We start from the raw sequence: 15010 nt of genomic DNA, 5'->3' as shown, positions 1-15010 counted from the left end.
TGGCTGTGCGTGGTTCGCTCAGGACCAGCGACGCAGATCGCGCCGCGGAAGGAGCGCACATGTCCGACCCGTTCTCCACTCCGCTCGCACCGGGCGAGCAGCCCACCAGGCCCGAGCCGCTCGATCCCACCCCGGGCGAGCCTCTCGCACCCGTTCCGGACGAACCGCTCGCGCCGAACCCGGACGAGCCGTTGGCGCCGAACCCGCAGGAACCGACGATCCCGCTCTAGAGCGCCGCATCACTCCCCCATCCGACCGAGAAAGAAGGTGACGCCATGAACGCAGACAGCGATCGCAACGACATCAGCACGGAACAGTCCCCGGGCCCCGAGGAGAACGACAACCTCGGCGCAGAAGATGCCAAGGGCGAGCCGCCCACGGTACCGCCGACGCACGGTGACGACGTGTCGGCGGAGAAGTAACCGCCGTCGCCCACAAAGAAGGCCCTCGGGCTCCCACACATGGTGGGAACCCGAGGGCCTTCTCCTTCGCGACAGCGACCTGGTGGAGCTGGGGGGAATCGAACCCCCGTCCAACGCTGAGTCTCCACGCCTTCTCCGGGCGCAGTCTGTGAAGACGTTCTGCTCGGCTCCGACCTTTGTCACAGACACCTAAGTCGACGAGCCCAGCCTGGGAAGAGTCCCACGTGGCGTCCAGACGCCACCACGCAGCAAGATTCCTAGATGACGCCAGGATCCGTATCGGAATCACATACGGCCTGACGGACTATCGGGCTCGCTTATGCAGCGAGGGCGAAGTCGTTGCGCTTGGTTTCGGCAACTATTGTTTTGCAGAGAGCGTTTACGAGATAACTCTGCATCCTCGGCCCGCTTCTCGTGGATTCACAGGCGCTGTCGAAACCGATCAGCCCCGTGGTCCTTCTCTCGAAGGAGCCGCTGTCGCACTGTGGAGTTTTCATCCGGATGCCGTGGCACCCAGCTTCACAGGATACAACGGATCCTGCGCACCTGCCATTCCCGGCGCTGAGCAGTCGCCGTCATCCGTGCGTCAGGTGCCTGGCGTAGAGTCGGCCCCATGAGCGATGTCACCGTCACCGTCCGCGGCGAGCACGAGGCGCGCGTCGCGCCGGAGCGCGCCACCATCCGCGTCACCGTCCGCTCCGAGGGCCCCGAGCGGGCGGCGGTCGTCGACACCGTCATGCGTCTCGCCGAACCTCTGCGCGCGAGCATCACCGAGCGCAGCGACGCTCAGACAGTCGTCGACTGGTCGAGCAAGCGCCTCTCGGTGCGCGCCGAGAGGCCATGGAACAACGAGGGCAAGCGACTCGCTCCGGTGTACTACGCGAGCATCGACTTCACAGCGACGTTCACCGAAGCATCCGAGTTGTCGATCTGGGTGTCCGACATCTCCGCCTGGGACGGCGTCGAGGTCGGCTGGGTGAACTGGCACCTCACGCCCGAGACGCGGGCTCGCATCGAGCGCGAGGTCGCCGCCGCGGCCGTCGGTGTCGCCGTCACCCGCGCCGAGGCCTACGCCGGCGCCCTCGGACGCGATTCGGTCACGCCCGTCGAGATCGCCGATGTCGGACTCATCTCGAATCGCGAGGCGCAGCCCGCGGCACCCATGCTGAAGGCGCGCGGGGCGGCTTTCGCGATGGCAGACGCCTCACCCGGAATGGAGTACGAACCGGAGGAGATCGTCGTCTCCGCCACGGTCGAGGGGCGGTTCATCGCCTCCTGACCGCTGCGGTCGGTCTCAGCTCGCGTAGGGCGCGAGATCGGCGGCGAGCCGCTCCGACACCCGAGCGTGGACCGCGGTGCCGTCTTCGCGATGGTCGACGGCCAACAGCATCCCGGTCTCATGGATCGCGGCGACCAGGTCGCCCCGATCGTACGGAACCACGGCGTGCACCTCGACGGCCGGCTTCGGGAGCGCGTCTTCGATCGCGGCACGAAGCTCGGCGATGCCCTCCCCCGAGCGCGACGACACGAAGTGCGCCTTCGGCTCGAGACCGCGCAGCACGAGTCGTTCGTCGTCATCGATCAGGTCGGCCTTGTTGAAGACGACGAGCTCGGGCATGTCGCGCACACCGACGTCGCCCATCACATCGCGAACGGTCTGCAACTGACCGGCCGGATCGGGGTGGGAGCCGTCGACAACGTGGAGCACGACGTCGGCGTCACCGACCTCCTCGAGCGTCGACCGGAAAGCCTCGACGAGCTGATGCGGCAGGTTGCGGACGAACCCGACCGTGTCGGTCAGCGTGAACACGCGTCCGTCAGCGGTCTCGGAGCGGCGGACGGTCGCATCCAGCGTCGCGAACAGGGCGTTCTCGACGAGCACGCCGGCGCTCGTCAGAGCGTTGAGCAAGCTCGACTTGCCCGCGTTCGTGTACCCGGCGATCGCCACGGAGGGGATCGTGTTGCGCTTGCGCTCCGCGCGCTTCGCCTCGCGAGCCGGACCGAAGTCGCGGATCTGACGACGCAGAAGCGCCATCTTCGTGCGGATGCGTCGGCGGTCGAGCTCGATCTTGGTCTCACCCGGGCCGCGCGAGCCCATTCCGGCGCCACCGGCACCGACCTGTCCACCCGCCTGGCGGCTCATCGAGTCACCCCAGCCGCGCAGACGCGGCAGGAGGTACTCGAGCTGGGCGAGTTCGACCTGCGCCTTGCCCTCACGACTCTTGGCGTGCTGGCTGAAGATGTCGAGGATCACGGTCGTGCGATCGATGACCTTGACCTTCACGACGTCCTCGAGCGCACGGCGCTGGCTCGGCGCCAGCTCCGTGTCGGCGATGACCGTGTCCGCACCGACAGCGGCCACGATGTCCTTGAGTTCCTGGGCCTTTCCGCGACCGAGGTAGGTGGCGGCGTCGGGGTGGGGCCGACGCTGCAGAACACCATCGAGCACGACGGCGCCCGCGGTCTCGGCAAGGGCCGCGAGTTCGCGGAGGGAGTTCTCGGCGTCGGTCTGCGCGCCCTGCGGGTAGACCCCGACGAGCACGACGTTCTCAAGTCGGAGCTGCCGGTACTCGACCTCGGTGACGTCTTCGAGTTCGGTCGAGAGGCCGCCGACGCGACGAAGCGCATGACGATCCTCCAGGTCCCACTGGTCACCGTCCGATGCGGCGTGCGCCGCCGTCGACCGGTCCTGCAGCGCCTGTGCTGCTCCGAACACGCGGACTTCCGAGCGACTCTCGGCATGAGCGAGCACACGATCGAGTGCATCGCCGTCTTCGTGCTGTGTGGTGGTTTCCGTCATCCGTCCCTGATCTCTTGCTTTCGTTTCGAGCCTTAACCTTAGCCCGCGCTCTCCGGTACGCTCACCGTATGGGGTCCGATCACTACTTCACTGCGGCCCCGGCCAGTCCTGAGAACCTGCGAACGATCCGTGTGACGCTCGCAGGCCGCGAGCTCGAACTCACCACCGCCGGCGGTGTCTTCAGCCCGGATCGCCTGGACGCCGGTACGTCAGTGCTTCTCGCCAACATGCCTCCCGTTCCTCCGGGGGGCAATCTTCTCGACCTCGGCAGCGGCTGGGGTCCCATCACGCTATCGATGGCACTCGCCGCGCCCCATGCGAAGGTCTGGGCCGTGGATGTGAACGAGCGTGCCCTCGATCTCGTCCGCCGCAACGCGGCAGCTCTCGGGCTCACCAATGTCAACGCCTCGTTGCCCGAGGATGTTCCCGCCGATGTGACCTTCCGGACGATCCGCTCGAACCCGCCGATCCGCGTGGGCAAGAACGTTCTGCACGATCTGCTCGAGAAGTGGATTCCGCGCCTCGACGAGCGCAGTGACGCCTGGCTGGTCGTGCAGCGAAACCTCGGCGCCGACTCCCTCCAGCGCTGGATCGGTTCGACGTTCCACCCCGGCTTCACGGTCTATCGCACCGCGACCAGCAAGGGCTACCGCGTACTCAAGGTGCGCAAGCACGGGACTCCCCCGACCGAGCCCATCACGATCGCCTGAGGCGTCGGCGACCCGCGGGCGGGGCGCTGAGCTCAGGCGAGCTCGATCTCGCCGTGGAAGGCGAGTTGGGCGGGACCGGCGAGAGCGACGTGCTCTCCGTCCTCGGCGGCGAACATCCGCACTCCGAGCGTTCCGCCGGGAACCTCGACACGCCAGTTGTCGGGTGCCTGCTCCCCCGCCCAGTGACGAACGGCGAGAGCCGTGGCGGCCACGCCCGTTCCACAGCTGAGAGTCTCGCCCACCCCGCGCTCGAACACCCGCATGCGCACATGGCCGATGCCGTCGCGCACCAGGGGTTCGCCCGGCACGACGAACTCCACGTTGGCACCGGCGGGCGGGAGCGGATCGAGGAGCGGAGGTCGGTGGAGGTCGAGAGAAGCCAGTTCCGCCTCGCTCGCGACGGCCACGACGACGTGCGGATTTCCCACGTCGATTCCCAGACCGGGTCGGGTGACCGCGAGCCCGCTGGCGGTCACCAGCGGATCGTCGCCGTCGAGACGCCAGCGGCCGAGGTCGACCTGGTACCCGTTCTCGCTGCGGGTCACGTCGCGCACCCCGGCGCGGGTTCCGATCGGGAGCGTCGACCCCGACTCGATGACGGCGAGTCCCGCCCACAGGAGGTAGTGCGCGAAGACACGGATGCCGTTGCCGCACATCTCGGCGATCGAACCGTCGGCGTTTCGGTAGTCCATGAACCACTCGGCATCCGGCTCCTCGGCCAGCGCTGCAGCACCGTCGGCGATCGCGGCGGAGCGGACGACTCGCAGCACACCGTCGGCGCCGATACCGAAGTTACGATCGCAGAGTGCCGCGACCTGATCGGCGGTGAGGTCGAGAGCACCGTCGGGGTCGGCGATGATGACGAAATCGTTGCCCGTGCCGTGACCCTTGGTGAATGCGACCATGCTCCCAGTCTAGGGATCTCGGCTATGCGTCGGCGATGAGCCGCTTGCCGGTGTTCGCCACCGCGAACCGCTCGTATCCGAGCGCATCGTAGAAGCCCAGCACCCCTTCGTTGCCCTCGCGGACCATGAGCTGCACTTTCGGGCATCCGAGCGCCAGCAGCAGCCGTTCCGCCTCGGCGACCAGTTCACGCGCGACGCCGCGGCCGCGATGGGAAGCCGCTGTGGCGAGGTAGTAGAGCCATCCGCGATGGCCGTCGTACCCGGCCATGACCGAACCGAGGACCGTCACACCTTCCGGGTCCGTCGCGACGAGGAACAGCTCGGGTTGCACGCGCAGCTTGCGCTCGATGTCGAGGCGGGGATCGTTCCAGGGCCGTGTGAGTCCGGCCTCGGTCCACAGCTCGATGACCGCATCGGTGTCGGCCTGTTCGAATGTCCGCACGTTCCACGCCATGGTGCTCCTGTTCATCGACGCCTCCCGGATCGCGCCGAAGAACGAGCCTATCCGGGGCGGGCGCTACCCGACGACGCGGTAGTGACCGCAGAGGAAGCCGCGGTTACGAGCCACGTCGAGCAGCTCGAACTCCAGGGCGCGGGGAAACAGGGGCGCCCCAGCCCCGAGCGTCACGGGCGCGAACTGGATCCACACCTCGTCGAGCAGACCGGCGTCGGCGAACTGGCCGGCGAGGTCGCCACCACCGACGACCCAGATGTCGTCGCCGCCGGCTGCGAGCCGCATCGCGGCGTGCGCGTCGCTGACCTCTCCCTGGACGAAACGCACGTCGGCGCCGGAGGGAACAGCGAGCTCTCGATGCGTGAACACCCAGGTGGGCTGCGTATAGGGCCAGGGTTCTTCGCCCTGCGCGCGCAACAGCCACTCGTAGGTCGATGCGCCCATCGCGAGAGCACCGATCCCCTCGACGAACGCCGGGTAGGCCATGGGACCGTCCTGGTCGAAGTCCTGGCTCAGCAGCCATTCGAGGGAGTGATCCGCCGTCGCGATGAAACCGTCAAGGCTCGAGGCCGTGTAGAAATGGGTCGCCATGTGGTCATGATCCCAGCGACCACCGACATCGGTCAGTCGGCGATCAGCGCCGCGACATCGATCGGATGCTCGACCCATTCGATCGCGGGGTACCTCTTGAACCACGACACCTGTCGCCGCGCGTAACGGCGGGTGAGGGCCTGGGTCTCGGCGATGGCTTCGGCTTGGTCGAGACGACCGTCCAGTTGACCCAGCGCCTGCGCATAACCGATCGCGCGGCTGGCCGTGACGCCTCGTTCGAGTCCCTGAGAGCGGAGCCGCTCCACCTCTCCGAGAAGCCCCTCGGCCCACATCCGCTCCACGCGGGCGTCGAGCCGTTCGACGAGTGCGGAGCGTTCGACGTGCACACCGATCACGCGCGTGCTCCGCTGCCAGAGCGTCGGCGTGGTCGGCAGAGCGGCGCCGTGTGTGGTGGCTCCCTGTTCGAGCACTTCCAGCGCACGCACGATGCGGCGGGAGTTCTTCGGATCGATACGCGCCGCCGTCGCAGGGTCCGCTCCCTTCAGCCGAGAGAGCAGGGCGTCCGCTCCGTGTTCGGCGAGTTCCGCTTCGAGGCGCACGCGGACGGACTCGTCACGAGGCGGGAACCGGAAGTCGAAGACGACGCTCGAGACGTAGAGTCCCGACCCGCCGACGAGGATCGCGTCACCACCGCGGCTCTGCACGTCGAGGACGGCGGCCCTCGCCTCGGGCTGGTACCAGGCGACCGCCGCCTCCTCGTCGACCTCGCGGACGTCGAAGAGATGGTGCGGAATTCCCCGTCGTTCATCGAGAGGAAGCTTGGCGGTGCCGATGTCCATACCGCGATACAGCTGCATCGCGTCGACGTTGATGATCTCAGCCGGATTCCCGCGTGATCTCAGTCCCTCGGCGATGTTCAGTGCGAGTTCGCTCTTGCCCGTACCGGTCGCGCCGACAACCGCCCAGAGACGCGGCGCCGCCTCGGGCGCAGTATCGGCGGACTCGTTCACACTCCGACACGCAGGGTGGGGAGCCCGAGGGACACGGCCCGCGGACCGCCGTCGCCCACCGGAGCGGGGACCGCGCACGACTCGGACTGCGCGCGATCCCAGGCGTCGCCTCCACGCGTGCGGCGGATCTGCAACGGCGCACCGGTCGGGTCATCAGCGAGGAGATGGAACGGCGCCGCGTGGGTGATCGTCACGGTGACGACATCGCCCGGACGGGGCAGGTCGGAGCCCGGTGTGACCTCGAAGTGCACGAGACGGTTGTCCTGAGCGCGTCCGGTGAGCCGATGCGTCTCGGCGTCCTTCTTCCCCTCGCCCGTCGAGACGAGAACCTCGACGGACCGACCGACCTGCTTCTGGTTCTCTTCGAGCGAGATCCGCTCCTGCAACGCGAGCAGGCGGTCGTAGCGCTCCTGCACGACGGCCTTGGGAACCTGATCCTCCATCGTCGCGGCAGGGGTGCCCTCCCGGATCGAGTACTGGAACGTGAAGGCGCTGGAGAACCGCGAGAGCTCGACGACGCGCATCGTGTCTTCGAAATCCTCGTCGGTCTCGCCGGGGAAACCGACGATGATGTCGGTCGTGATGGCCGCGTCGGGCATCCGATCGCGCACCCGATCGAGGATGCCGAGGAACTTCTCACTGCGGTAGGAGCGGCGCATGGCCTTGAGGATGCGGTCGCTGCCGGACTGCAGCGGCATGTGCAGCTGCGGCATCACGTTGGGCGTCTCGGCCATCGCATCGATCACATCGTCGGTGAACGCGGCGGGATGCGGGCTGGTGAAGCGGATGCGCTCGAGCCCTTCGATCTCGCCGGCGGCACGCAGCAGCTTGCTGAACGCCTGACGATCACCGAACTCGACCCCGTAGGAGTTGACGTTCTGTCCGAGGAGGGTGACCTCGATCGCTCCGTCCTCGACGAGCAGTCGGATCTCGTTGAGGATGTCGCCGGGACGCCGGTCCTTCTCCTTGCCGCGCAGGCTCGGCACGATGCAGAAGGTGCAGGTGTTGTTGCAGCCCACCGAGATCGACACCCAGCCGCTGTGCGCGGCGTCGCGCTTGGTCGGGAGCGTGGAGGGGAACACTTCGAGCGACTCGAGGATCTCGAGTTCGGCATCGCCGTTGTGGCGTGCGCGCTCGAGGAGACGCGGCAGCGAGCCCATGTTGTGCGTGCCGAAGACGACATCGACCCACGGAGCCTTGTCGAGCACGGTCTGCTTGTCCATCTGCGCGAGACATCCGCCGACCGCGATCTGCATTCCGTCCTTGCGGCGCTTGACGCCTGCGAGCTGGCCGAGTGTTCCGTAGAGCTTCCCCGCCGCGTTGTCGCGCACCGCGCAGGTGTTGATGATGACGACATCGGCTTCGTCACCGGCCGCGGCGCGAACGTAGCCTGCGCTCTCCAATGAGCCGGAGAGACGCTCGGAATCGTGCACGTTCATCTGGCAGCCGAACGTGCGCACTTCGTAGGATCTCTGACGACCGTCGGCGTCGACGGCTGCCGACGACGAGGTGATGATCGTCGGTTCACTGCGCGGAGTAGTCATGATCTCTCCATTGTACGAGCGGGAGACGGCTCCTCCGGGCTGACGCGTCAGTCCGACTCGACGAAGCGCACGCCAGAGCTCTTCGTCCCGAACGATGCCTCGTTCAACGCCGTCTTCGCCGCGTTCGTCGCGACGGATCCGCCGTACCCACGACGAGCGAGCTGTCCGAGCAGACGCCGGAGAGCGGTGTCGTGGTCGAGGCGGCTGAGCGAGCGGGCCTTGGTGCGAGCGAAGTCCAGCGCGCGCTCCGCGTCGTCGTCCGGCAGTTCGTCGAGCGCTGCGGCGATCACGTCGCGCGGGATCCCGCGCTGCGAGAGCGAGCGGGAGATGGCGACGCGACCCTGGCCCTTGCGATCGACCCCCGCGGCCACGAGCATCTGCGCGAGCTCCTGATCGTCGAGATACCGGCGCCGGAGGAAGTCGTCGATGACGTCGTCGATCTGTGTGCCATCGAGCCCGTGAGTCCTCAAGACCTGCCGGGCTTCGGAGACCGACAGCGATCGAGTACGGAGCTTGCGCACCAGACTCTCTTCGGCCGCTTTTCGAACCTCGACCGGGTCCAGCGCATCGTCGCCGGCGATTCGGTCGTCGACGAACGAGACGACTGAGACGGAAGCGGATACTGGAGCGCGTGGCTCCACCGCCGTATCGGGAGTCTTCGCGGTCGCGGTCGGCGGGGTGACGCCCCGCGCTCCGAAAAGAGGGATGACGGGGGCGATCCGCCCGATGTCCTGATGCGGACCGCCCCCGTTCTCACCGTTCATGATCAGGCCGGTCGACGCTCGGCGAGCTCATCTGCCGGAGCAGCGGGAGCGGATGCACCGCCGATGCCAAGCTTCTGCAGGATCTGCGTCTCGATGGCGAGCGCCACGTCGGTGTTGTTCAGCAGGAACGTGCGGGCGTTCTCCTTGCCCTGGCCGAGCTGATCGCCGTCGTAGGTGTACCACGACCCCGACTTCTTGACGATTCCGTGCTCGACGCCGAAGTCGATCAGGCTACCCTCGCGCGAGATACCCACTCCGTAGAGGATGTCGAACTCCGCCTGCTTGAAGGGCGGGGCCATCTTGTTCTTGACGACCTTGACACGGGTACGGTTACCCACCGCGTCGGTGCCGTCCTTCAGGGTCTCGATACGACGGATATCGAGGCGAACCGATGCATAGAACTTGAGCGCCTTACCACCGGCGGTCGTTTCGGGAGAGCCGAAGAACACACCGATCTTCTCGCGCAGCTGGTTGATGAAGATCATCGTGGTGTTGGTCTGGTTCAGACCACCGGTGAGCTTGCGAAGCGCCTGCGACATCAGTCGCGCCTGCAGACCCACGTGCGAGTCGCCCATCTCACCTTCGATCTCGGCGCGGGGCACGAGCGCTGCCACGGAGTCGATGACGATCAGATCGATGGCGCCGGAGCGCACGAGCATGTCGGCGATCTCGAGCGCCTGCTCCCCCGTGTCGGGCTGCGATACGAGCAGGGCGTCGATGTCGACGCCGAGCTTGGCGGCGTAATCGGGGTCGAGCGCGTGCTCGGCGTCGATGAACGCCGCGATACCGCCGGCGCGCTGGGCGTTGGCGATCGCGTGCAGCGTGAGCGTGGTCTTACCCGAGGACTCCGGGCCGTAGATCTCGACGATGCGGCCACGCGGGAGGCCTCCAACGCCGAGAGCGACGTCGAGGGCGATGGAGCCGGTGGGGATGACCGCGACGGGTGCGCGCTCGTCGCTGCCCAGCCGCATGACCGAGCCCTTTCCGAACTGGCGGTCGATCTGGGCGAGTGCGGTCTCGAGGGACTTCTCGCGGTCGGCGGGAGATGGCATGTCGTGCTCCTTCTGCTTCGCGTGGTGCCGCCTGTAGGCTGTCGCGGCGCTTCCGGCTGGAAGCAACTCTCCGACAAGGCGTATGGCTCGGTGGCCATGTCTTCACCGTACGAGGAGCCTCCGACATTGCGTCGTCGAGTCACACGAACAGTGGAGAACACGAGCGTCTGAACCACTGTGCAGAAGACTACGCCCGCTTCGAACGAATATTCGACGACACGCCGGATCCCGGCATCCGATCTCGACATCGATCGAACGCATGCGCGAACTCAGCGCTGACGCGGCTCCAGCCGACCGGCGCCGTGCCGTCGGTTCTCGGGCACTTCCATCTCGTCGCAGAGCGCGAACCATATCTCTCGCGGCGGAATCCCCGCTGCCAGCGCCTCTTTCGCGGTGCGACCCGCGAGTGGGGTCAGCACCAGATCATTCAACAACGACGACGTGCGTCCGGGGAACTCGTCCTCGACGGCACGCAGGAACTCACTTCGACGCATCGCGCAACGACGGGGTGCGTCGGATCAGTGGAGCGAGAGCTCGGGCTCGATCGAGGCGACCAGATCGTCGGGAACGACGTCAGGGAACACCTGGATGCCCTCGAGCACGGAGATGCGATCTCCGACCTCGCGCATGATGGTGGAGATGGGGACGTCGAGCGCATCAGCGACGGATGCGAGGATCTCGCTCGACGCTTCCTTCTGACCGCGCTCCACTTCGCTCAGATAGCCGAGCGCCACGGAAGCCTTGCTCGCGACCTGCCGAAGGGTGCGCCCCTTCTGCAGACGGAAGTCCCTCAGCACATCGCCGATTTCCTGTCGTACAAGAATCATCGGAACCTCCTCCCCAATCGGTTTCTCGGAGTCTCCCCCGAAGTGATGGCCAGTATAACCTCGCCGACCTTCATAAAATCTACAACTGCACTCTGTGGTTTGAGTGTGAGCACGAAATCAATAACCTCGTCGCGACGGCGACTATTCCCGGCACATTTCTCGGAGCATCTCGAGGGCGGCTCGAACGGACGCCGACCGGATCCGATTCCGGTCACCCGGGAAGAGGAACGATCGCGCCTCGACGCGCTCCGGCGTGGCGACGGCGATGTGCACGGTTCCGACCGGTTGCCCATCGGGCGAGATGGGGCCGGCGATTCCCGTCGTCGCGACGCCGACCGCCGCGTCGATGTCGTCCACGCTCACAGCGCGCCGAACGCCCCGAGCCATCTGCCGCGCGACCTCGGGATGCACCGGACCCTCACGGTCGAGGAGCGACTCGTCCACGCCGAGGAGGGTGTGCTTGACCGGCGTCGCGTACGCCACCACTCCGCCGAGAACCACGGAGGACGCACCCGGCACGCCGACGAGTTCGGCGATCAATGCCCCGCCCGTGAGCGATTCCGCCACGCCGAGTGTCCAGCCGCGACGCCCGAGCGTCTCGACCACGGATGCCGCGAGGTCGGTCATCGGCTCCGACGCGCTCCGCGCACCTGGGCGACGACGTAGTCGATCCCACTCCAGATGGTCAGCACCAGCACCACGAGCATGAGCACGAAGGTGATGAGGGTCCAGGCGGGAAGGCCGATCACCACGTGCAGAGGCATCAGCGCCCAGGCCAGAGCGACACCCTGCACGGCGGTCTTCACCTTGCCCATCCATGCCGCCGCGACAACGTGCTCGTTGACGATCATCAGGCGATGGATCGTGATGCCCCACTCGCGAACAAGGATGATCGCAACGATCCACCAGGACACCTCGCCGAGGATCGCGAGTCCGATGAAACCGGCCCCCGTCAACAGCTTGTCGGCGATCGGATCCCAGAGCTTGCCGAAATCGCTGACGATCTCGTAGCGGCGGGCGAGGTAGCCGTCGACCCAGTCGGTCGAGATGGCGAAGATGAACAGGATGGCCGCAGTCCAGCGCAGCGCGAGATCGGGAACCCCGTAGGTACCTCCGAGCAGGAGCAGGACGAAGAACACCACCGCGAGCGGGATGCGCGCGATGGTGATCGCGTTGGGCAGCTGCCGAGGAATCGCCATCAGTCGCGTCCCGTCAGGCCCCAGGCATCTTCATCGCCCTCGGCCTCGACGACGGGAAGACCCTCGAACTGCGCGTCAAGAGGATCGGAGGCCATCGCCGCCGCCGGTGCCGGGGCGGGAGCCGCCGGTGCCGCGCTGGGCGCTGCGGGAACATCCTCACCGCGCAGCTTCGCCATCACTCCCCCGAGCTGCTCCGCCGTGACGAGCACGTCACGAGCCTTGGAACCCTCGGACGGGCCGACGATCTCGCGCGACTCGAGCAGATCCATCAGGCGTCCGGCCTTGGCGAAGCCGACGCGGAGCTTGCGCTGCAGCATCGAGGTCGAACCGAACTGCGAGGAGACGACCAGCTCGGCGGCGGCCAACAGCAGCTCGAGGTCGTCGCCGATGTCTTCGTCGACCTCCTTCTTGCGCGGCTCCAGCGCCTCCTGGACGTCGTTGCGGTACTCGGGCCGGGCCTGTCGCGTCACGTGCTTGACGACCGCGTCGATCTCCTTCTCGTCGACCCACGCGCCCTGCAGACGGAACGGCTTCGAGGAACCCATCGGCGAGAACAGCGCGTCACCCTGTCCGATGAGCTTGTCGGCACCCGGGCTGTCGAGGATCACGCGGCTGTCGGTGACGCTCGTCACCGCGAACGCGAGGCGGGAAGGTACGTTGGCCTTGATCAGGCCGGTCACCACGTCGACGCTCGGGCGCTGGGTCGCGAGGACCAGGTGGATACCAGATGCACGGGCGAGCTGGGTGATGCGCACGATCGAGTCCTCGACGTCGCGCGGAGCGACCATCATGAGGTCGGCGAGCTCATCGACCACGACGAGGAGGTACGGATACGGCTTGAGCACGCGCTCGCTGCCGACGGGTACCTCGACCTCGCCGGCGCGCACCGCGCGGTTGAAGTCGTCGATGTGACGGAATCCGAACGACGCGAGGTCGTCGTACCGCATGTCCATCTCCTTGACGACCCACTGCAGCGCCTCGGCCGCCTTCTTCGGGTTGGTGATGATCGGAGTGATCAGGTGCGGCACGCCCGCGTAGCTGGTGAGCTCGACGCGCTTCGGGTCGATCAGCACCATGCGCACGTCCGCCGGGCGCGCACGCATCAGCAGGCTCGTGATCATCGAGTTCACGAAGCTGGACTTTCCGGAACCGGTGGAACCGGCGACCAGGAGGTGGGGCATCTTCGCCAGGTTCGCGATGACGATGTTGCCGCCGACGTCCTTGCCCACGCCGATCGTCATCGGGTGCGTGCTCTTCTGCGCGGCCGGTGAGCGGAGCACGTCGCCGAGCGCGACCATCTCCTTGTCGGCGTTCGGGATCTCGATACCGATCGCGCTCTTACCGGGGATCGGCGAGAGGATGCGCACGTCGTTCGAGGCGACGGCGTAGGCGAAGTTGTTGCTCAGCTGCAGGATCTTCTCGACCTTGACGCCGTGGCCCACCTCGACCTCGTACTGCGTCACCGTCGGTCCGCGCGAGAAGCCGGTGACCTTCGCGTCGACCTTGAACTGCGTGAGCACGCTGGTGATCTGTTCGATCACCTTGTCGGTCGCCTCGGAGCGCATGACCGGGGGCGGTCCCTCGACCAGGAGGCCCGGCGACGGAAGGATGTACGGCGCGACCGGCGCCTGGGGGCCGCGGTCGCCCGGGCCCTCGGTCCCGAAGCCGTCGAGGCCCGGGAGCTCGGGCACCTCACCGGTGTCGGAATCGTCGTCGAGAAGGGCCGTCGTCTGCTGCTCGGCGAGGGAATCGGCGACGGAGCGCACATCGGACAGAACCTCGGTGGCGGAGTCGTACGGGTTCTCGACGACGACGGCCTGGTCGTATGCCGGGGTCGGCTCCGCCGTCGAGAGGAGCGCAGTGATGTCGTCGGAGCCGAGGGTGCCCTCGTCGGGGTCCTCCTCGCGGCCGCTCTTGTTGCGGCGCCACCAGGGCAGGACGTTCTCGTCGTCGGTCTTGTCGGCATCGTCGATCTCGGGCGTCTCCGCCTTCGGCTCCGGGCGCTCGGCGTCGAACATCCAGGCGTAGAGGTCGCCGAGGCGTCGCCCGATGCGGTTGGGCGGCGTCTTGGTGAGGATGAGGATGCTCAGCACGATGATGAGCCCGAGCACGACGTACGCCACGGCGGGATGCACCAGCGCGAGCGGCTCACCGACGAGCCAGCCACCGAGGCCTCCGCCTTCACTCACAGCCGTCGGTCCCTGACTCGGCTGCGGTCGCGTGACCCCGCCCGCGCCGTTCGGAGCACCGGCGGCGACATGGCTGATGCCCGCGAGGGCGAGCACGAAGAGACCGAAACCGATTCCGATGCGTCCGTTGTCGTGCACCGAGGAAGGATGGCGGAACAGCCAACCGGCGAGCAGGAGCAGGAGCACCGGCATGAAGAAGGCGATCCGCCCGACGAGCATCCCCACCGAGTACGCACTGATGTTCGCGGCGACCTCGTTGCCGATGAAGAACCACTCGTTCACCGCACCGAGGATCGCCAGCAGAACCAGCAGGAACGGGAAGCCGTCACGACGGTCGTCCTTCTCCAGCGTCTCCGGGCCGAAGGCGCGGAAGAGCCCACCCACGCCGTGTGCGAGCCCCGTCCACGCCCGGACCGCTACCGGCGGCTTGTCGAGCTCGTCGATGTACTTCTTCGGGACGGGCTTCTTCGCTGCCGGCTTCTTGGGCGCAGGCGAGGCTTGGGGAGCCGCCCGCCGCGAGGGGCGGGACGGCGCGCTCCCGGACGCGCGCTCGGACTTGGTCGTACTCCTGGCCATGCCCTC

Annotated in this window: 17 protein-coding genes and 1 other RNA gene; 4 read left to right on the top strand and 14 right to left on the bottom strand. The window is 67.2% G+C overall.

Annotated features, from left to right (window positions below; all coding sequences use genetic code 11):
• Positions 1 to 59: 59 nt before the first annotated feature.
• Together KV396_RS13425 and KV396_RS13420 are read left to right on the top strand one after the other, a co-directional pair.
• Positions 60 to 230, top strand: a complete 171-nt coding sequence (locus tag KV396_RS13425) for a hypothetical protein (protein WP_247956018.1) — start codon at positions 60 to 62, stop codon at positions 228 to 230.
• A gap of 45 nt (positions 231 to 275) precedes the next feature.
• Positions 276 to 422: a hypothetical protein gene (locus tag KV396_RS13420; RefSeq protein WP_247622690.1), complete on the top strand. Its 147-nt coding sequence runs from the start codon at positions 276 to 278 to the stop codon at positions 420 to 422.
• Between the two features lie 80 nt (positions 423 to 502).
• Here KV396_RS13420 and ssrA read toward each other — a convergent pair.
• Positions 503 to 872: a transfer-messenger RNA gene (gene ssrA, locus KV396_RS13415) on the bottom strand.
• 163 nt (positions 873 to 1035) lie between these two features.
• On the opposite strand from ssrA, the gene KV396_RS13410 reads away from it, so the two are divergent.
• Positions 1036 to 1701 (top strand): SIMPL domain-containing protein, encoded by a 666-nt coding sequence (locus KV396_RS13410; protein WP_247632365.1) that lies wholly within the window; start codon positions 1036 to 1038, stop codon positions 1699 to 1701.
• A gap of 15 nt (positions 1702 to 1716) precedes the next feature.
• Here KV396_RS13410 and hflX read toward each other — a convergent pair whose 3' ends face one another.
• Positions 1717 to 3222 carry a GTPase HflX gene (hflX, locus tag KV396_RS13405; RefSeq protein ID WP_247956017.1) on the bottom strand — a complete coding sequence of 502 codons (1506 nt, stop codon included), beginning with the start codon at positions 3220 to 3222 and terminating at the stop codon, positions 1717 to 1719.
• Between the two features lie 68 nt (positions 3223 to 3290).
• Between hflX and KV396_RS13400 the strand changes: the two genes are divergently transcribed.
• The gene (locus KV396_RS13400; RefSeq protein ID WP_247956016.1) at positions 3291 to 3932 is read left to right on the top strand and encodes a class I SAM-dependent methyltransferase; all 642 of its coding nucleotides are present in this window, start codon (positions 3291 to 3293) and stop codon (positions 3930 to 3932) included.
• 32 nt (positions 3933 to 3964) lie between these two features.
• Here KV396_RS13400 and dapF read toward each other — a convergent pair whose 3' ends face one another.
• The 12 genes from dapF to KV396_RS13340 all read right to left on the bottom strand — a co-directional run bounded on the left by dapF (position 3965) and on the right by KV396_RS13340 (position 15004).
• Positions 3965 to 4837 carry a diaminopimelate epimerase gene (dapF, locus tag KV396_RS13395; RefSeq protein WP_247622694.1) on the bottom strand — a complete coding sequence of 291 codons (873 nt, stop codon included), beginning with the start codon at positions 4835 to 4837 and terminating at the stop codon, positions 3965 to 3967.
• A gap of 22 nt (positions 4838 to 4859) precedes the next feature.
• The gene (locus KV396_RS13390; protein ID WP_247956015.1) at positions 4860 to 5306 is read right to left on the bottom strand and encodes a GNAT family acetyltransferase; all 447 of its coding nucleotides are present in this window, start codon (positions 5304 to 5306) and stop codon (positions 4860 to 4862) included.
• A 48-nt stretch (positions 5307 to 5354) separates the two neighbouring features.
• A complete protein-coding gene (locus KV396_RS13385) occupies positions 5355 to 5882 on the bottom strand; it encodes a dihydrofolate reductase family protein (protein WP_247622696.1) in 528 nt (175 codons plus the stop codon).
• 32 nt (positions 5883 to 5914) lie between these two features.
• Positions 5915 to 6853, bottom strand: coding sequence for a tRNA (adenosine(37)-N6)-dimethylallyltransferase MiaA (gene miaA, locus KV396_RS13380; protein ID WP_247956014.1), 939 nt, complete (start codon positions 6851 to 6853; stop codon positions 5915 to 5917).
• A complete protein-coding gene (gene miaB / locus KV396_RS13375) occupies positions 6850 to 8397 on the bottom strand; it encodes a tRNA (N6-isopentenyl adenosine(37)-C2)-methylthiotransferase MiaB (RefSeq protein ID WP_247632371.1) in 1548 nt (515 codons plus the stop codon). Before miaB ends, miaA begins: the two co-directional genes overlap by 4 nt.
• Positions 8398 to 8444: 47 nt before the next feature.
• Positions 8445 to 8918, bottom strand: coding sequence for a regulatory protein RecX (locus KV396_RS13370; protein WP_247956013.1), 474 nt, complete (start codon positions 8916 to 8918; stop codon positions 8445 to 8447).
• 245 nt (positions 8919 to 9163) lie between these two features.
• Positions 9164 to 10213 (bottom strand): recombinase RecA, encoded by a 1050-nt coding sequence (gene recA, locus KV396_RS13365; RefSeq protein WP_247632373.1) that lies wholly within the window; start codon positions 10211 to 10213, stop codon positions 9164 to 9166.
• A gap of 269 nt (positions 10214 to 10482) precedes the next feature.
• Positions 10483 to 10707, bottom strand: a complete 225-nt coding sequence (locus KV396_RS13360; protein ID WP_247956012.1) for a DUF3046 domain-containing protein — start codon at positions 10705 to 10707, stop codon at positions 10483 to 10485.
• Positions 10708 to 10731: 24 nt separating this feature from the next.
• Positions 10732 to 11040 carry a helix-turn-helix domain-containing protein gene (locus KV396_RS13355; protein WP_060925763.1) on the bottom strand — a complete coding sequence of 103 codons (309 nt, stop codon included), beginning with the start codon at positions 11038 to 11040 and terminating at the stop codon, positions 10732 to 10734.
• Positions 11041 to 11181: 141 nt separating this feature from the next.
• Positions 11182 to 11667 carry a CinA family protein gene (locus tag KV396_RS13350; protein ID WP_247956011.1) on the bottom strand — a complete coding sequence of 162 codons (486 nt, stop codon included), beginning with the start codon at positions 11665 to 11667 and terminating at the stop codon, positions 11182 to 11184.
• A complete protein-coding gene (pgsA, locus tag KV396_RS13345) occupies positions 11664 to 12239 on the bottom strand; it encodes a CDP-diacylglycerol--glycerol-3-phosphate 3-phosphatidyltransferase (RefSeq protein WP_247622703.1) in 576 nt (191 codons plus the stop codon). The genes KV396_RS13350 and pgsA overlap by 4 nt, the downstream gene beginning before the upstream one ends.
• Positions 12239 to 15004 carry a DNA translocase FtsK gene (locus tag KV396_RS13340; RefSeq protein ID WP_247956010.1) on the bottom strand — a complete coding sequence of 922 codons (2766 nt, stop codon included), beginning with the start codon at positions 15002 to 15004 and terminating at the stop codon, positions 12239 to 12241. The genes pgsA and KV396_RS13340 overlap by 1 nt, the downstream gene beginning before the upstream one ends.
• Between the last annotated feature and the right edge of the window lie 6 nt (positions 15005 to 15010).

Source organism: Microbacterium galbinum (assembly GCF_023101185.1).
In the GTDB taxonomy this organism is placed as follows: domain Bacteria; phylum Actinomycetota; class Actinomycetes; order Actinomycetales; family Microbacteriaceae; genus Microbacterium; species Microbacterium galbinum.
This window is presented reverse-complemented; position numbering and strand designations above follow the sequence as displayed.